Genomic DNA, 14,389 nt, shown 5'->3' with positions numbered 1-14,389 from the left:
CCCACGACCCTCGGCTTCGGAGGCCGATGGTATCAATGCGAAAACTGGCTAGTTTTTCGGTAACTCCTTGAAATCACATCATATTTGAATCGGCAAAATTGGGCAAGGTGAGGAAGTATTAGGAAGAAAATCGAGGCCAAATTTTCCCAAGATTTTCCCAAATGAGATACGTCAAGGATTGCTTAGTCATCACCGCTTGGCCTTCCCTTCTTGCAAGGCGACTAGCACCACACAGTATGCAAACTCACCCCGTTGAGATGCCGTTACTAGGCTGCAAGCGCAGCACAGAGTTGCGTGAGATTTGCTTATAAAGCTAAGTTAAGTTGTTTAGGCATAGGAAACGTTGCATTTCTCCACAGCCATGCATCAAACTCGCGCCTTGGAAGTGAGAGCAAATCTGCCGCACAGCAAAAGGACCTTTTCAAGAATTGGTAGTCGCTGCTTTCGACCCCCACCTTCTTCGCGAAAGTGCGAACGTGACGGTCAATGGCGATAGAATCAATGCCGACGAGACAAGCCATGTAATCAACAGTCTTGGGGCCAATGCCGTTGATAGATTGCATAGCGTTGCAGAAGTCTGCGTCGTTCAATGCGGACCGCAAGTCCTCAGCATCCTCGATGCCCCAGTCCTTCATGAACGAAACCAGCGACTCAAACCTGGTGACCTTCTCATGATGATTCCAGTTCAAGAACTCGGCTGTCTTTCGCCTTTGTGTCAGCTTAACCAATGCCGAAACCGTGTCGACCTTTGGGTAAGTCTGCAAAATAGCCATGACTCGCGGGCGCACGACGGTTTTGTAGTTCAGGCCAGACTGAAGCACAGAGTCGGCAAGTACGCCGCCCATATGATCGCAGGTCGCGCGGGGGACCTTCGGGCTACGCAAGGCGCCTTCTTCTTTCGCTTGGTCGGCAATACGGCGCGCTGCAAGCAGAATTTCGATAGCTGCACCTTTGTCTAAAGCGGCGCTCAAACTAACCCCGCCTCTTTCAATGCATTCAGTCGCTCCACGCAGTTCGGGCATGCGCCGCAAGGGAACTGCCCAGACGCCTGACACGAATATGTACGACCAATCGGAACGCCAAGTGCGACAGCAGAGCGGGCCACGTCCGCCTTGGTTGAAAAGCGGAATGGCGAGTGAAAGCGAACGGGACCAATGTTCGATGTGAGTCCATCAAGGCTGTTCATGAAGTCTGCCGTACAGTCAATTTCTTTAGCATGATTGCTGTTAATAAAACCAGTGTAGACATCGAGGATGCCAATCGTCTGTGCCCTTGCCGCAGCCGCCGCAAAAAACAACATCGTTCGGTAAGGGATATAAAGGTCGTCATCCTTTACGTCCTCATTCCAGAGGTCCGCCTCGCAAATCAAACGAGACTGAGAACCGCGAAAGATGTCAGATATGTTGTGGCGCTCCGGACGCTGCATGCTGGCCGGCAGTACCTCATTAACGCGGTTCCACTCAACGTCCACACAATGCTGCCCATAGTCGAAAAAGACAGGCACAACCTCCACGTCGTCCAAGGCAAGCTTGTATGCAACGGTGGTCGAATCCAATCCTCCGGATGCCAGAAGCATGGCTTTCTTCATTTTGATGCCGCCCGCAATTTAGCTAAAGCATTGAAGGTGCCATTCAGGCATTCATCAAGGACCCGGGAGTATACAACACTCCCAGCCATGACCATGGTGTTGGCGTTCTCGTCGCGAGGGTCAAATGTAATGACGGGTTTGCCAAGCGCGATTGCCATCCCGATCTCTACCAGAGTGCCTGGGTCTCGTCCCAGTGGGATTGCGAAGACTACATCGCAATCCTTCAAGAGCTGGTAATCCATTTGAAAAGTCCTGGCTAGTTCCGCCTCACTGGCAGGACGTTCAATTTCTCCATTTTCCTGTACCGGGCGCCGAACCTTGAAGTTGTGATATGCCAGGCTGTCCACGGCGCGTTCAAGTTCAGGCTTATCAAAATACGAAAAGTCCGGACCGGCCAAGTAGATGGAATACTTCTGGCGGTCGTGCCACGGAAGCGCAGTCCCGCCGAGGGCTCGCACGACGTCGATAGGGAGCTTAAAGCCGCGCTGGATATCGCGCTTTAGGTCGTCGGGGTACGTTGTTTGAGAATATGCCGTCGCCGCCTGGCAGCCGCGCCACGCAGCCTCACCCCATCCCTTGTAAGACAGCCCGACCATCACTGCCGTATACACGTCACCAACGCCAACCGAATTTACAGTGTCGCCTAAGGTCGCGGGAATTTCTTCAACACTGCTTCCCTCCATGCTGAACAGCCTGCTTCCTCCGCGATTCTCCTTCAGCAGAAAGACTGCCGGTGAGAGCATCCTTACTTCGTTTATCAATTTGTCGACATCGTCTTTCCCAACCTTAACGAAGAGCTCTGAGGAAGTCGAAATGATGACGGCATCCATACGCTCACGAAATACGCGCAGTGATGAAAAGTCATCGATTTCGTACGCGACGTCGAACGTGAATTTAGCATCTGGTGAGAACAACGGCAGCAACGCTGTAACGTCGAACTTGCCCGGGAAGACAATTACTTTTTCATAGCCGACGAGGCTTGGTAGCGGCTCGTTTAAGGTGATGCGTTTGCTTTCCCGCAGCAGGTCTTCGTAGCCTTGATGCGAGACCTCTGTGGCATCACCGATCACCACGACATTCGGCGCTCCGAAAACATTACCCAGCCAATGAAACTCTTTACAGCCGTGAGCGAAGAGGAAGTGGCGCGCATCATCAACTACGTATTGAGGACAGAATGCGGCCACCGAATATTCCAGATTGGCAGCCCAGAGGCCTCGCGCCGCGTGCACTATGCCGCCTAGACGCAACTTACAAGGCCCACTGTCGCTAGGTAGCGTGAAGTCAATAACCACTTCACCAAGGATCAATATAGGGGATGACTTCTCCATAGTTAATGCGGAGTGAAGTCGACCGCGACGGTTGGGACCGGGCTCGCCGACGACGACTTTACGATACCTACATAGTTAGTCCCGTCTGTAAGGCACGCGGCCAAGTAATTGAACTTCGTGGGCAGCGCCCCCACCGTCATGCCGCTAGAATCAACTGCAAACATTCGGCCGCGCTGCATGACGGTCAACACCGAGCCGGGGGGCGGTACCGCCCCTCCCGTTTGCATGTAATAGGTGCATTGCGCCACCTCTTCCAGAACACACTCGAAGGCTTGTTGGCACTTGTCGACACCGCTTGAGCCACCTCCTGCCCCGGCCCCCGGCGCTTCGGGCTTATTCGCGCCGGTGTAGTCGGTAAAACGGCCTGAACCAGTGCTTCCCATGTCGCTCTCCCTTTTTGTCGAATGCGCTATGAATGTGATGCATATTTATTAATTTCATAGCATACACGAAACTTCTGTTAAGGGTTAATAGGAAATATAACTTGCCTATCGGAAGTAACGCCAATAGCAATTTTCACGATCTAAACAATGTGAATTCTGTGAGATTTCGCATTTGCAGGATGGCGCTCTGTATGTTGAGTCGGTTTCGGCGGTCTATAAGAGCGACGTTTTGTGGCAAATGGCCCTTGCAAAATGACTCGGGATGAATGCTCCGCCTAGTCATCATTCGCCGACTCGTCAGATGGAGTGTCCGAAAAATGTGGGTATTTTTCGGACATACTATTCTTGTCATTTGTCCGAAAAATGTGTATATTTTTCGGACAGGAGGCAGTCATGTCGGACACAGCAGACCGCATCACATCGCTAATCGACGCGCAAGGACCAGGCTATGTCTGGGTTCCGACTGACTTTGCACATCTTGGCAAGCGCGACCTGATCGACAAGACCTTGCAGCGGATGGTGGCGGGAGGGCAGTTGCGTCGGATCGACAGAGGGCTGTACGACCGTCCTAAGCAAAACCGACTGACCAAGCGCGCTTCGACGCCAGACTACCGTGCGGTGGTGGACGCGATTGCCCGCCGCGACAATTTGCGCCTGCTGGTCGATGGCATGACGGCGTCAAACGACCTCGGGCTAACGGATGCAGTGCCTTCGCGGGTGACAATCTACACCGACACCCGCCGCCGTCCCATCCTACTGGACCAGCTACAGATTGAGTTCAAGCAGACTGCTCCAAGCCGCCTCTATTGGGCCGGACGTCCGGCAATGCGCCTCGTGCAGGCGCTGCACTGGCTGAAAGATATGGTCAACACCGATGACGGCCAGTTGCAGGGGCGAGTCACCAAAATCCTGGCCGACCCACAGCATGGGCCTGGCATCCGGCAGGATTTGCAGGCAGGGTTTAGCGTTCTACCTGCCTGGATGCGGGAATGGCTGAGAGCCGTCCCTGGCTTTGATCCGGTATGCCCTGTGCCGCGCAAGCCAACCCTTCGCCATTCCATGTCTGCTAAAGCGGGTGGACCGCAATGAATACCGCGTTTGATGAAGTGATTACCGCCAGCGACGCGGACAGGCGGGACTTGTTCCTGGGTGCTGCGGCGCGATTGGGTACAGCGGTGCAGAACGTTGAAAAGGACTTCTGGGTTTGCTGGGTTCTCGATGTACTCTTCAATGGCCTCGAGCCTGGCGGCCCCCGCCTGTTGTTCAAGGGAGGCACATCGCTGTCCAAAGCATTCGGGCTAATCTCGCGATTTTCCGAGGACATTGACATCACGGTATTTCGCGACGATCTTGGCCAGCCTGTGGACGTTGATGATCTCGTTGGTTTGAGCGGGAAAAAGCGGCGAGCCCGACTCGACGCCATCCGTGATGCGTGTCAGGCGTTCATCAATGGCCCGCTGATCGAACAGCTTGGCCGCCGCGCGGCCTCTGTCATGGTGCAAGATAGCTTCCGGCTGGAATCTGATCCCGATGATCCTGACCGCCAAAGCCTGCTGTTCTGGTATCCCTCGGTCACGGCTCAACGAGGCGACTACATCCGGTCGGCGGTGAAGATCGAATCAGGCGCGAAGTCTGCGCTTGATCCGCATGCTTTCGCGACGATCACTCCTTATGTCGCGGCTGATCTGCCTGACCTCGATCTTCGCGTTCCCAATGTCACGACGGTCCAGCCTGAGCGGACCTTCTGGGATAAGGTCATTATTCTCCACGGCCTGCGGCAATGGTATGATCGGCGCGGCGTCCTGCGATATGGGGGACAGCGCGTATCGCGGCATTACTACGACTTGCACCGCCTGATGCAAAGCGAGAACGCGGAACGTTGGCTTGCCGATCACCAGCTTGCGAAGGACTGTGCCACGCATGCGCAACTATTCTTCGGCAGTCCCGACCTGGGGTTGGAGGTGGCCGCGCCCGGCTCCTTTACCCTGATGCCAGCCGAAGCCATGATCGGTCCCCTGCGGCGAGACTATGACGCGATGGTCGGAATGGTCTTCAACCATGTGCCGCCGCTGGAGGAAGTTCTTGCCAGTGTCGCGGCGATAGAGCAGTCTGCGAACAGGTAATCACACCTTCGCCGCAGCGCCGCTATTTCGCCGGGGTTCGCCCTTTGCCGAAAGTGCAGCCCAAGCTATCCATACTGTGCAATTGATCGTGTATACGCGCGACTTCATCAATGATGGGCTGGATTTCGTATCGCTTGTCCAGCAGCTGAAAGACCGCTGTGTCCACATAGTATGCCCGGAAGATATGAACCGGAACGCCGGTGGACTCGGAGAACGGACCTATGTACTCAGGGAGTATATGGCCGACGACGCCATCCGCGAGGTAGGTATCGAGCTTTTCATCGAAATGCTCTATGGCGTTGCGCAAGTCCCTGGAGAACAATGCGCTGCTCTCCGTGACCTCGAATACGCTTCTCAGTTGCTCGCCGCGCCAGTGATGGTCTTTTCGGATGGGCCAAAAATAGCGCGATAGTGAAGCCGCATGCAGAACGACATTTTGCAGCTCGCTCAGGAAGCGTCCGCCATGCAGCGGAGAATATGGGTCCTCGGGGCTATTCTCTCGTGTGGCTGCCATCAATGCCTGGACTTGCAAAACCGACCTGAATGCGGCCTCCGTATTGAACAACATGCTCTGGATATAAAACGCTTGATGGGGAGTCCAGATTTCCTTTTTTTCGGCGTCTTTTGTCATCATCTGCTCATGAAATTACTAAAAAATCTCCAGACGGGCGCGCGTCTTCTGTGCCCTGCACTTATTGCTTCACATATTCTGAATGGTGCGGATGTTGACCTGTCCCGATGCATAAATGACATGAATAATTAACCTTGCCGCCAGTTCTTCCATTCAGTTCTTTATTTGTTATGACGAATCCAGAAGAACCAGGGGCAGCCCGGCGTCGCGCGCCCTTTGTCTACGACCAGGGCAGCCGGTCAGTTGACCGCCTGCATGACATCTTCAAAGGACCGCGCCACTATGTAACGCGCGGGGCTTTCTCCGACCGCCAGTGCTGCGAAGTGCGCTTTACCACACTCGATCTTGCCCCATTCCTTGTCGCGTAGGTCGTCAGTGAACAGGCTGCTCTTAGTCTCTACCACGAAGTACAAACGCTGCACGCCATCTTTCTGCAAGAGCACCGCCCAGTCCGGGTTGTAGTTGCCCAGTGGAGTAGGCACCTTGAACCAGTTGGGCAGTTTGGCGTACAGGATCACGTCTTGGTTGAACTCCAGCGCTTGAGCGAAATCACGTTCGGTAGTGGAGTCGTAGACCACGTGCTGATGGATGGACTTTGCTGTGTCCTGCAACATAGTCTTGAGGTAGCCCGTGAGTTCCTCTTGCTCAAACAGCTCTTGGGCGTAAAACTGCTGCTCGCCCAACTTGATGGGGGCGGGCATATGGTGAGGGTATGGGAAACCTACGTAGGCCGGCACGGTCTGGGTTGTTGCTGGAAAAGGCAGCGTTTGGCCGGACTCTCGAATCTCCAGGAATTCCAACCGCCGGCGACGCGCCCAACTGACGCCCTCTGCCACCGTGGAGAAAGTAGCAGAGTCCCTATGTGGGCTGACGTCGACCTTGAAACGGAACGCCCCGCTCCGCTCTTCAACGTAGATGTTCTTTTCAAAACGACGGTAATGTTTTTTGGCCATGACATAGCTCCTATTGATAAATGGAAGGAGCTACGTATAGGAAAACTTAAGCCATATTTTGCGCGAAGTCAGGAAAAATTCTTGGAATTTTTTCCCAAAATCTTTCCCAAATGCTACCCAGACAGTTCCCCAAAATGGAAAATTATCTGGAAATAATACGCATGGTTATTGGCGCGGCTGGCGGGGATCGAACCCACGACCCTCGGCTTCGGAGGCCGATACTCTATCCACTGAGCTACAGCCGCTTTGCTGATGCTGAAGAGACACGAAGGATAGCCGGAAATCCATTCCATAGCTAGGGGTTTCCGTCTATAATCGCAGGTTTGACGAGGGCGCGGCGTTAAAAATGCCAAAAAGATAACCCTCCAGCAGCTTTCGAAAACTGTCCTAAGGAAATCATGAGCCACGAATCCGCTATCAGAACGCCTAAGCAGCTGGTCGCTGCCGTTGTAGGTTTCTTCGCTGTTACCATCATTGGCATCGTTTTGCTGGTGCAGTTTGTGACCCAGGAAAAACTGACTGGCGCGGGTTCGGAAAGCCAGAGCGCGGAAGCTGTTGCTGCTCGCCTGAAGCCTGTTGCGGATAACGGCTTTACCCTGAAGGATGTCAACGCGCCTAAAGTGCTGCAGACCGGCGAGGCTGTTTACACTGCGACTTGCGCAGCTTGCCACGCTTCGGGCGCTGCTGGTGCACCTAAGGTCGGCGATAACGGCGCTTGGGGTGCTCGTATTGCTCAGGGTTATGACACTGTTGTGAAGCACGCTCTGGAAGGCCTGCGTGCGATGCCTGCCAAGGGCGGCAACCCGGACCTGGATGATGTGGAAGTGGCGCGCGCTGTTGTGTTCATGGCGAATAAGTCTGGTGGCAAGTTCAAGGAGCCTGAGGTGAAGCAGGCTGCTCCGGCTGCTGAGGCGCCGGCTGCGGAGCCTGGCAAGGGCTGAGCTCTTTCTCCCGCGTTTAAAAAAACCGCTCGATTGGAGCGGTTTTTTTTTGCCTTTTTGAACCGGTAAACCTGGGTCTGACCCACAGGGTCAGACCCCGTCTGTGCTGTGGCTGATGGTGTTGGTTTAAGGCTTTTGACTTGTTGCGAAAGTCAAAAGCGCATAACCTGACCCGCTCTATCGGTTTACCAGATAATTACGCGCTCTTTTGGCGCGAGGTACATCTTGTCGCCTTTCTTCACTCCGAACGCGTCGTAGAAGCCCGGCTGGTTGCGCAGGCTGCCGTTGGCGCGGAATTCTTCGGGCGAGTGCGGGTCGGTGGTGACCTGGCGGATCAGCGCCGCGTCACGCGACTTGGCGCGCCATGCCTGCGCCCAGCCTTGGTAGAAGCGCTGTTCGCCAGTAAAGCCGTCGATCAGCGGCGCTGGCTTGCCGCCCAGCGACAGCTTGTAGGCCTTGTACGCAATCGCCAGGCCGGAGTTGTCGGCGATGTTCTCGCCCAGCGTCAGCTCGCCGTTCACTTTGTAGCCTTTGACCGGGCTGAAGGCGCCATACTGCTTGACCAGCATCTGCGTCTTGGCCTTGAAGTTGGCGTGATCGCGCTTGGTCCACCAGTCGCGCAGGTTGCCGTCGCCGTCGTATTGCGCGCCCTGGTCGTCGAAACCGTGCGAAATCTCGTGGCCGATCACGGCGCCGATGGCGCCGTAGTTCACTGCGTCGTCGGCGTTGGCGTCGAAGAACGGCGGCTGCAGGATGGCGGCAGGGAATACGATCTCGTTCAGCTCAGGGTTGTAGTAGGCGTTGACGGTTTGCGGCGTCATGCCCCATTCGTCGCGGTCGATTGGCTTGCCTAGCTTGTCCAGTTCCTTCTGCACTGCGAACTCGGTGGCGCGATTCACGTTGCCAACCAGGTCGTTGCGGTCGATGGTCAGGGCGCTGTAGTCGCGCCATATGTTCGGGTAGCCGATTTTCGGCGTGAACTTGGCCAGCTTGGCCTGCGCTTCGTTCTTGGTCTTGGCGCTCATCCAGGGCAGCTTGTCGATGCTGTCCTTGTAGGCCGCCAGCAGGTTCTTCACCAGTTCTTCCATACGCGCCTTGTTGGCGGCCGGGAAGTGCTGCTCGACGTAGACCTTGCCGATGCTTTCGCCAAGCGCGTCCTCGGTGGCGGTGACGCCGCGCTTCCAGCGTGGGCGATTCTCGGTGGCGCCGCCCAGTTGCTTGCCGTAGAACTCGAAGTTGGTTTCAACGAAATCCTTGGACAGGAATGGCGCGTTGGCGCGGATGACGTTCCAGGCGAAGTAGGGCTTGAGGGTCTCGAGCGGGGTTTCGGCCAGCAGCTTGTCCAGCGCTTTCAGGTAGCTTGGCTGGCTGACGATCACGTATTCGACCTTGCCGGCGATGCCCAGGCCGGTCAGGTAGGCGTTCCAGTCATAGTGCGGCATCAGTTCGCCCAGCTTGGCGACCGGCACCTTGTTGTAGGCCTTGACCGGGTCGCGCAGCTCGACCTTGGTCCAGTGCAGTTGTGCGATCCTGGTTTCGAAGGCGACGATGGCTTTGGCGTTGGCGGCGGCGTTGGTGTCGCCGGCCAGCGCCAGCATTTTTTCGACGGTGGCCCGGTATTTGGCCAGCGTTTCAGCCATCTTGGCGTCGTCTTTTTTCAGGTAGTAGTCGCGGTCTGGCATGCCCAGGCCGGATTGCACGAAGTCCACCACGTATTTGGTGGAGTCCTTGTTGTCCTGGTGGATGCCGATGTCCATTGGCGCCGCGAAGTTGCGGCGGTTGTGGTACGCGAACAGGGCTGGCAGTTCCTTCTTGTCGCTCAGGGCAGCGATGCGGGCCAGTTCGGGCTGGATGGGGGCTACGCCCAGTTGTTCCAGGCGGGCTTCGTCCATGAAGGCGGCGTAGAAGTCGCCGATGCGTTTCTTGTCGGCGGTGTCGGCGCTTTGGGCGCTGTCTTCGATGATCTTGCGCAGTTGCGGCTGGATGTCTTCGAACAGTTTTTCGAAGACGCCCCAGCTGGACATTTCGGCGGGGATTTCGGCTGTGGCCAGCCATTTGCCGTTCAGGTGCTTGAAGAAGTCGTCCTGGGCGCGGATGGCGGGGTCGACGTATTGGAGTTCGATGCCGGATTTGTCGGCGGCGCTGGCCATTGTTGCCAACAGCGCTGCAGCGGCGGCGAGGAGGTGTTTTTTCATGGGGTCCTTTAGAACCGGTAAACCGGTGTCAGACCCGCAGGGTCTGACACCCGAAACGCGGCGGTTGCGGGGCCAGTGTCTGACCCCGCGGGTCAGACACTGCAGTGCCGGTTTACCAGATGATCGCGCGGTCTTTTGGCGCGAGGTACAGCTTGTCGCCGTCCTTCAGGCCGAAGGCTTCGTAGAAGCCTGGCTGGTTGCGCAGCGTGCCGTTGGTGCGGAACGGGCCTGGCGAGTGCGGGTCGGCCTTGATGCGGGAGATCAGCGCTGCGTCGCGGTACTTGGTGCGCCATACCTGCGCCCAGCCCATGTAGAAGCGCTGGTCGCCGCTGAAGCCGTCGATCACAGGCGCTTTCTTGCCTTTCAGCGAGAGCTTGTAGGCCTTGTAGGCCACGGCCAGGCCGGAGTTGTCGCCGATGTTCTCGCCCAGCGTCAGCTCGCCGTTGACCTTGTAGCCTGGCAGGGCTTCGAATTCGCCGTACTGCTTGACCAGGATGCCGGTGCGCTCCTTGAAGCGCTTGCCGTCTTCTTCGGTCCACCAGTTGCGCAGGTTGCCGTCGCCGTCGAATTGCGAGCCCTGGTCGTCGAAGCCGTGCGAGATTTCGTGGCCGATCACGGCGCCGATGCCGCCGTAGTTGACCGCGTCGTCAGCCTTCATGTCGAAGAACGGCGGCTGCAGGATGGCGGCCGGGAACACAATCTCGTTCATCTCAGGGTTGTAGTAGGCGTTGATCTGCTGCGGTGGCATCAGCCATTCGTCGCGGTCGATCGGCTTGCCCAGCTTGTTCACATTGCGTTCGTGTTCGAACTGGCTGGAACGGATCACGTTGCCTGGCAGGTCGTCGCGCTTGATTTCCAGCGCGCTGTAGTCGCGCCACTTGTTCGGATAGCCGATCTTGGTGGTGAACTTGGCCAGCTTGGCGTGGGCTTCCTTGCGGGTCTCAGGGCTCATCCACTCCAGGGTGTCGATGCTTTGCTTGAAGGCCAGCAGCAGGTTCTTCACCAGCTGTTCCATGCGGGCCTTGGCTTCCGGCGGGAAGTGCTTGGCAACGTACAGCTTGCCGACCGCTTCGCCCATCGAGCCTTCAGTCAGGGATACGGCGCGCTTCCAGCGTGGGCGCAGTTCGGTGGCGCCGCTCAGGGTGGTGCCGTAGAAGGAGAAGTTTTCGTCAACGAAGGCTTTGGAAAGCTCTGGCGACAAAGTCGCCAGCAGGCGGTAGTCCATATAGGCCTTCCAGTCTTCCATCGGCACTTCGGCGATGACTTTATCCAGCGCCTGCAGGTAGGTTGGCTGGCTGACGATCACGTCCTTCACCTTGCCGTTGATATGCACGCCTTCGAACCATGTGTCGAAGTCGAAGCCTGGCATCAGCTCTTTGAGCTTGGCGATTTCGTATTTGTTGTATGCCTTGACCGGATCGCGCAGTTCGACCTTGGTCCACTGGATCTGGGCGATGCGGGTTTCGACGTTGACCACGGCCTTGGCAGTAGCGGCGGCGTTCTTGTCGCCTGCCAGCGCCATCATCTTGGCAACGTGGGTTTCGAACTTGGCCAGGGTGTCGGCCAGCTTGGCGTCGTCTTTTTTCAGGTAGTAGTCGCGGTCAGGCATCGACAGGCCGGATTGGGACAGGTCGGCCACGTAGCGGGTCGAGTCCTTATTGTCCTGGTGGATGCCGACGTCGAACGGGCTGCTGACGCCCATGCGCGAGAAGTGCGCGAACTGGGCTGCCAGCTGCTTCTTGTCGTTCAGGGCTGCGATGCGGGCGCGTTCGCCGGCCAGCGGGGTCAGGCCCAGTTGCTCGGCGCGGGCTTCGTCCATCATGGCGGCGTACATGTCGCCTACGCGCTTGGCGTCGGCGTTACCGCCCTTGGCAGCGGCTTCTTCGATCAGGGTGCGCAGTTGCGCCTGGACGGTATCGGACAGCTGGACGAAGGTGCCCCAGGTGGAGCGCTCGGCCGGGATTTCGGTGTTCTTCAGCCAGGTGCCGTTCTGGTGCTGGTAGAAGTCGTCCTGGGCACGGACTGCCTTGTCCATGTTGGCGGCTTCGATGCCGGATTTCTGTGCAGGCTTGCCGGCCGCGATAGCAGCGTTTGCAGCGAAGAGGCCGATGATGACGGCGCTCAGGATCTTGCGTTTCAAAGTTACCCTCCTAGGTAGATGTGACGGTATCGCGCGACTCTAGCACGCCGGGGTGAAACGTTGAAAGAAAAGCCACGCGGCTGCGTGACTTTTTAGCAAAACAATGATTACCAGATGATGATGCGGTCTTCCGGCTTCACGTACATCTTGTCGCCTTCCTTCACGCCGAAGGCTTCGTAGAAGGCTGGCTGGTTGACCACCGTGCCGTTGGCGCGGAAGCGGCCGGCGGAGTGCGGGTCGGTCTTGATCTGCACAATCGCCTGCTGCTCGCGCATCTTGGTACGCCACACCTGACCGAAGCCCATGAACACGCGCTGTTCGCCGCTCAGGCCATCGATCACCGGCGAAGGCTTGCCGCCCAGGGAGATCTTGTACGCCTTGTACGCAATGGCCAGGCCCGAATTGTCGGCGATGTTCTCGCCCAGGGTCAGCTTGCCGTTGATGTTATAGCCAGGCACCGGCTCGTAGGAGCTGTACTGCTTGACCATGGCGTCCGCCTTGACCTTGAAGGCGGCGCGGTCGGCGGCAGTCCACCAGTCGCGCAGGTTGCCGTCGCCGTCGTACTGCGAGCCCGAATCGTCGAAGCCGTGCGAGATTTCGTGGCCGATCACAGCGCCGATCGCGCCGTAGTTGACGGCATCGTCAGCCTTCATGTCGAAGAACGGCGGCTGCAGGATCGCGGCAGGGAACACGATTTCATTGGCGGTCGCGCGATAGTAGGCATTGATGGTCTGCGGCGTCATGCCCCACTCTTCCTTGTCGATCGGCTTGCCCAACTTCTCCAGGTTGCGGTTGTAGGTGAAATCGGCGGCGCGGCCCAGGTTGCCGATCAGGTCACCCTCCTTGAACTGCAGCTTGCTGTAGTCGCGCCATTTGTTCGGGTAGCCGATCTTCGGGGTGAACTTGGCCAGCTTGTCCTGCGCCTGCTTCTTGGTCTCAGCGCCCATCCAGTCGATGCTGTCGATGCTCTGCTTGTAGGCCGCCAGCAGGTTCTTCACCAGTTCTTCCATGCGCGCCTTGCGCTCGGCCGGGAAGTACTTGGCCACGTACAGCTTGCCCATGCCTTCGCCGATCGAGGCTTCCACCACGCCAATGCCGCGCTTCCAGCGTGGCTGCTGTTCGGTCACGCCGGTCAGCACGGTGCCGTAGAAGTCGAAGTTAGCCTGGTCGAAATCCTTCGACAGGTATGGCGAAGCATCGCGCAGCAGTTGCCATTCAAAGTAGGCCTTCCAGGTTTCCAGCGGGGTGCTTTCAACCAGCTTGGCGAACTCGGTCATGTAGCTTGGCTGTGCCACGATCACGGTATCGGTCTTGGCGGCGATGCCGGTAGCACCCAGGGATGCCTTCCAGTCGTAGCCTGGCGCGATCTCAGCCAGCTTGGTGATTTCCATCTTGTTGTAACGCTTGACCGGGTCGCGGTTGTCGACGCGCGACCATTGCGCCTTCGCCAGTTCGGTTTCCAGTGCCACGATGGCCTTGGCTTTTTCGGCACCATCCTTGTTGCCGGCCAGGCCGAGGATCTTGGCCACGTGCAGCTCGTACTTGGCCAGCGCGTCCGCCATCTTGGCGTCGTCTTTCTTCAGGTAGTACTCGCGGTCGGGCAGGCCCAGGCCGGACTGGCCCATGTGGGCGGCGTACTGGGTCGAGTTGCGCGCGTCCTGGCTGACGAACACGCCGTATGGCGCCGGCACGCCGGACTTGTTGAAGTGGGCGATCAGCGCAGGAATGCCCTTCTTGTCTTTCAGGCCGCGGATCCTGGACAGCTCGCCGGCCAGCGGCTTGGCGCCCAGCTTTTCCAGCTTGGCTTCGTCCATGTAGGAAGCGTACAGCGCGGCGATCTTGGCGTCGTCGCCTTTCAGGCCTTTCTGGCCCTGCAGGCCCTGGATCAAGTCGCGCAGCTGGAACAGGGTGTCGTCGCGCAGCTTGGCGAAGGAGCCCCAGCTCGACTTGTCGGCCGGGATCTCAGTGGTCTTCAGCCATCCGCCGTTCAGGTGCTCGAAGAAGTCGTCCTGGGCACGCACGTTCTTGTCGATGTACTGCGTGTCGATGCCGGAAGTCGGGGCCGAAGTGTGCTCGTGGCCGCCTGCGTGGGCGAATGCCGCCATCA

The 14,389-nt window shown here is 57.6% G+C and carries 11 protein-coding genes, 1 tRNA gene and 1 pseudogene; 3 read left to right on the top strand and 10 right to left on the bottom strand.

What is annotated here, in order from left to right:
• Nucleotides 1–305: 305 nt before the first annotated feature.
• From ACN9MU_RS02680 to ACN9MU_RS02665, 4 genes are read right to left on the bottom strand one after another with little or no spacing between them, the layout of a single operon-like run.
• Entirely contained in the window at nt 306–1,022 is a 717-nt protein-coding gene (locus tag ACN9MU_RS02680; protein WP_426344102.1) for a hypothetical protein, read from the bottom strand.
• Nucleotides 968–1,588, bottom strand: a complete 621-nt coding sequence (locus ACN9MU_RS02675; protein WP_426344101.1) for a 7-cyano-7-deazaguanine synthase — start codon at nt 1,586–1,588, stop codon at nt 968–970. The genes ACN9MU_RS02680 and ACN9MU_RS02675 overlap by 55 nt, the downstream gene beginning before the upstream one ends.
• Complete coding sequence (locus ACN9MU_RS02670) at nt 1,585–2,916, bottom strand: nucleoside 2-deoxyribosyltransferase (RefSeq protein WP_426344100.1); 1,332 nt, start codon at nt 2,914–2,916, stop codon at nt 1,585–1,587. Before ACN9MU_RS02670 ends, ACN9MU_RS02675 begins: the two co-directional genes overlap by 4 nt.
• Before the next feature lie 2 nt (nt 2,917–2,918).
• Nucleotides 2,919–3,299, bottom strand: coding sequence for a hypothetical protein (locus ACN9MU_RS02665; RefSeq protein WP_426344099.1), 381 nt, complete (start codon nt 3,297–3,299; stop codon nt 2,919–2,921).
• A 393-nt stretch (nt 3,300–3,692) separates the two neighbouring features.
• On the opposite strand from ACN9MU_RS02665, the gene ACN9MU_RS02660 reads away from it, so the two are divergent.
• Together ACN9MU_RS02660 and ACN9MU_RS02655 are read left to right on the top strand one after the other, a co-directional pair.
• Nucleotides 3,693–4,388: a DUF6088 family protein gene (locus ACN9MU_RS02660; RefSeq protein WP_426344098.1), complete on the top strand. Its 696-nt coding sequence runs from the start codon at nt 3,693–3,695 to the stop codon at nt 4,386–4,388.
• Nucleotides 4,385–5,422, top strand: coding sequence for a nucleotidyl transferase AbiEii/AbiGii toxin family protein (locus ACN9MU_RS02655; RefSeq protein WP_426344097.1), 1,038 nt, complete (start codon nt 4,385–4,387; stop codon nt 5,420–5,422). The genes ACN9MU_RS02660 and ACN9MU_RS02655 overlap by 4 nt, the downstream gene beginning before the upstream one ends.
• 22 nt (nt 5,423–5,444) lie before the next feature.
• On the opposite strand, the gene ACN9MU_RS02650 is transcribed toward ACN9MU_RS02655, so the two are convergent.
• The 3 genes and pseudogenes from ACN9MU_RS02650 to ACN9MU_RS02640 all read right to left on the bottom strand — a co-directional run bounded on the left by ACN9MU_RS02650 (nt 5,445) and on the right by ACN9MU_RS02640 (nt 7,251).
• The gene (locus tag ACN9MU_RS02650) at nt 5,445–6,056 is read right to left on the bottom strand and encodes a hypothetical protein (protein WP_426344096.1); all 612 of its coding nucleotides are present in this window, start codon (nt 6,054–6,056) and stop codon (nt 5,445–5,447) included.
• A gap of 236 nt (nt 6,057–6,292) precedes the next feature.
• Nucleotides 6,293–6,739: pseudogene (locus ACN9MU_RS02645) on the bottom strand (restriction endonuclease subunit R); the annotation flags it as partial.
• A 436-nt stretch (nt 6,740–7,175) separates the two neighbouring features.
• Nucleotides 7,176–7,251, bottom strand: a tRNA-Arg gene (locus tag ACN9MU_RS02640).
• A gap of 153 nt (nt 7,252–7,404) precedes the next feature.
• On the opposite strand from ACN9MU_RS02640, the gene ACN9MU_RS02635 reads away from it, so the two are divergent.
• On the top strand, nt 7,405–7,947 hold the full coding sequence (locus ACN9MU_RS02635; protein ID WP_426167225.1) for a c-type cytochrome: 543 nt from the start codon (nt 7,405–7,407) through the stop codon (nt 7,945–7,947).
• Nucleotides 7,948–8,132: 185 nt separating this feature from the next.
• Here ACN9MU_RS02635 and ACN9MU_RS02630 read toward each other — a convergent pair whose 3' ends face one another.
• The 3 genes from ACN9MU_RS02630 to ACN9MU_RS02620 all read right to left on the bottom strand — a co-directional run bounded on the left by ACN9MU_RS02630 (nt 8,133) and on the right by ACN9MU_RS02620 (nt 14,387).
• Entirely contained in the window at nt 8,133–10,142 is a 2,010-nt protein-coding gene (locus ACN9MU_RS02630; RefSeq protein WP_426344095.1) for a M13 family metallopeptidase, read from the bottom strand.
• Between the two features lie 112 nt (nt 10,143–10,254).
• Nucleotides 10,255–12,282, bottom strand: a complete 2,028-nt coding sequence (locus tag ACN9MU_RS02625) for a M13 family metallopeptidase (RefSeq protein ID WP_426344094.1) — start codon at nt 12,280–12,282, stop codon at nt 10,255–10,257.
• 107 nt (nt 12,283–12,389) lie between these two features.
• On the bottom strand, nt 12,390–14,387 hold the full coding sequence (locus ACN9MU_RS02620; protein WP_426344862.1) for a M13 family metallopeptidase: 1,998 nt from the start codon (nt 14,385–14,387) through the stop codon (nt 12,390–12,392).
• Between the last annotated feature and the right edge of the window lie 2 nt (nt 14,388–14,389).

This window comes from Pseudoduganella sp. R-32 (genome assembly GCF_049913245.1).
Taxonomy (GTDB): Bacteria; Pseudomonadota; Gammaproteobacteria; order Burkholderiales; family Burkholderiaceae_D; genus Rugamonas.
This window is presented reverse-complemented; position numbering and strand designations above follow the sequence as displayed.

What these genes read in the sequence shown, in the direction of transcription:
- ACN9MU_RS02680 (WP_426344102.1), bottom strand. Translation starts at nt 1,022, where the DNA reads ATGCCCGAACTGCGTGGAGCGACTGAATGCATTGAAAGAGGCGGGGTT.
- ACN9MU_RS02675 (WP_426344101.1), bottom strand. Translation starts at nt 1,588, where the DNA reads ATGAAGAAAGCCATGCTTCTGGCATCCGGAGGATTGGATTCGACCACC.
- ACN9MU_RS02670 (WP_426344100.1), bottom strand. Translation starts at nt 2,916, where the DNA reads ATGGAGAAGTCATCCCCTATATTGATCCTTGGTGAAGTGGTTATTGAC.
- ACN9MU_RS02665 (WP_426344099.1), bottom strand. Translation starts at nt 3,299, where the DNA reads ATGGGAAGCACTGGTTCAGGCCGTTTTACCGACTACACCGGCGCGAAT.
- ACN9MU_RS02660 (WP_426344098.1), top strand. Translation starts at nt 3,693, where the DNA reads ATGTCGGACACAGCAGACCGCATCACATCGCTAATCGACGCGCAAGGA.
- ACN9MU_RS02655 (WP_426344097.1), top strand. Translation starts at nt 4,385, where the DNA reads ATGAATACCGCGTTTGATGAAGTGATTACCGCCAGCGACGCGGACAGG.
- ACN9MU_RS02650 (WP_426344096.1), bottom strand. Translation starts at nt 6,056, where the DNA reads ATGATGACAAAAGACGCCGAAAAAAAGGAAATCTGGACTCCCCATCAA.
- ACN9MU_RS02635 (WP_426167225.1), top strand. Translation starts at nt 7,405, where the DNA reads ATGAGCCACGAATCCGCTATCAGAACGCCTAAGCAGCTGGTCGCTGCC.
- ACN9MU_RS02630 (WP_426344095.1), bottom strand. Translation starts at nt 10,142, where the DNA reads ATGAAAAAACACCTCCTCGCCGCCGCTGCAGCGCTGTTGGCAACAATG.
- ACN9MU_RS02620 (WP_426344862.1), bottom strand. Translation starts at nt 14,387, where the DNA reads ATGGCGGCATTCGCCCACGCAGGCGGCCACGAGCACACTTCGGCCCCG.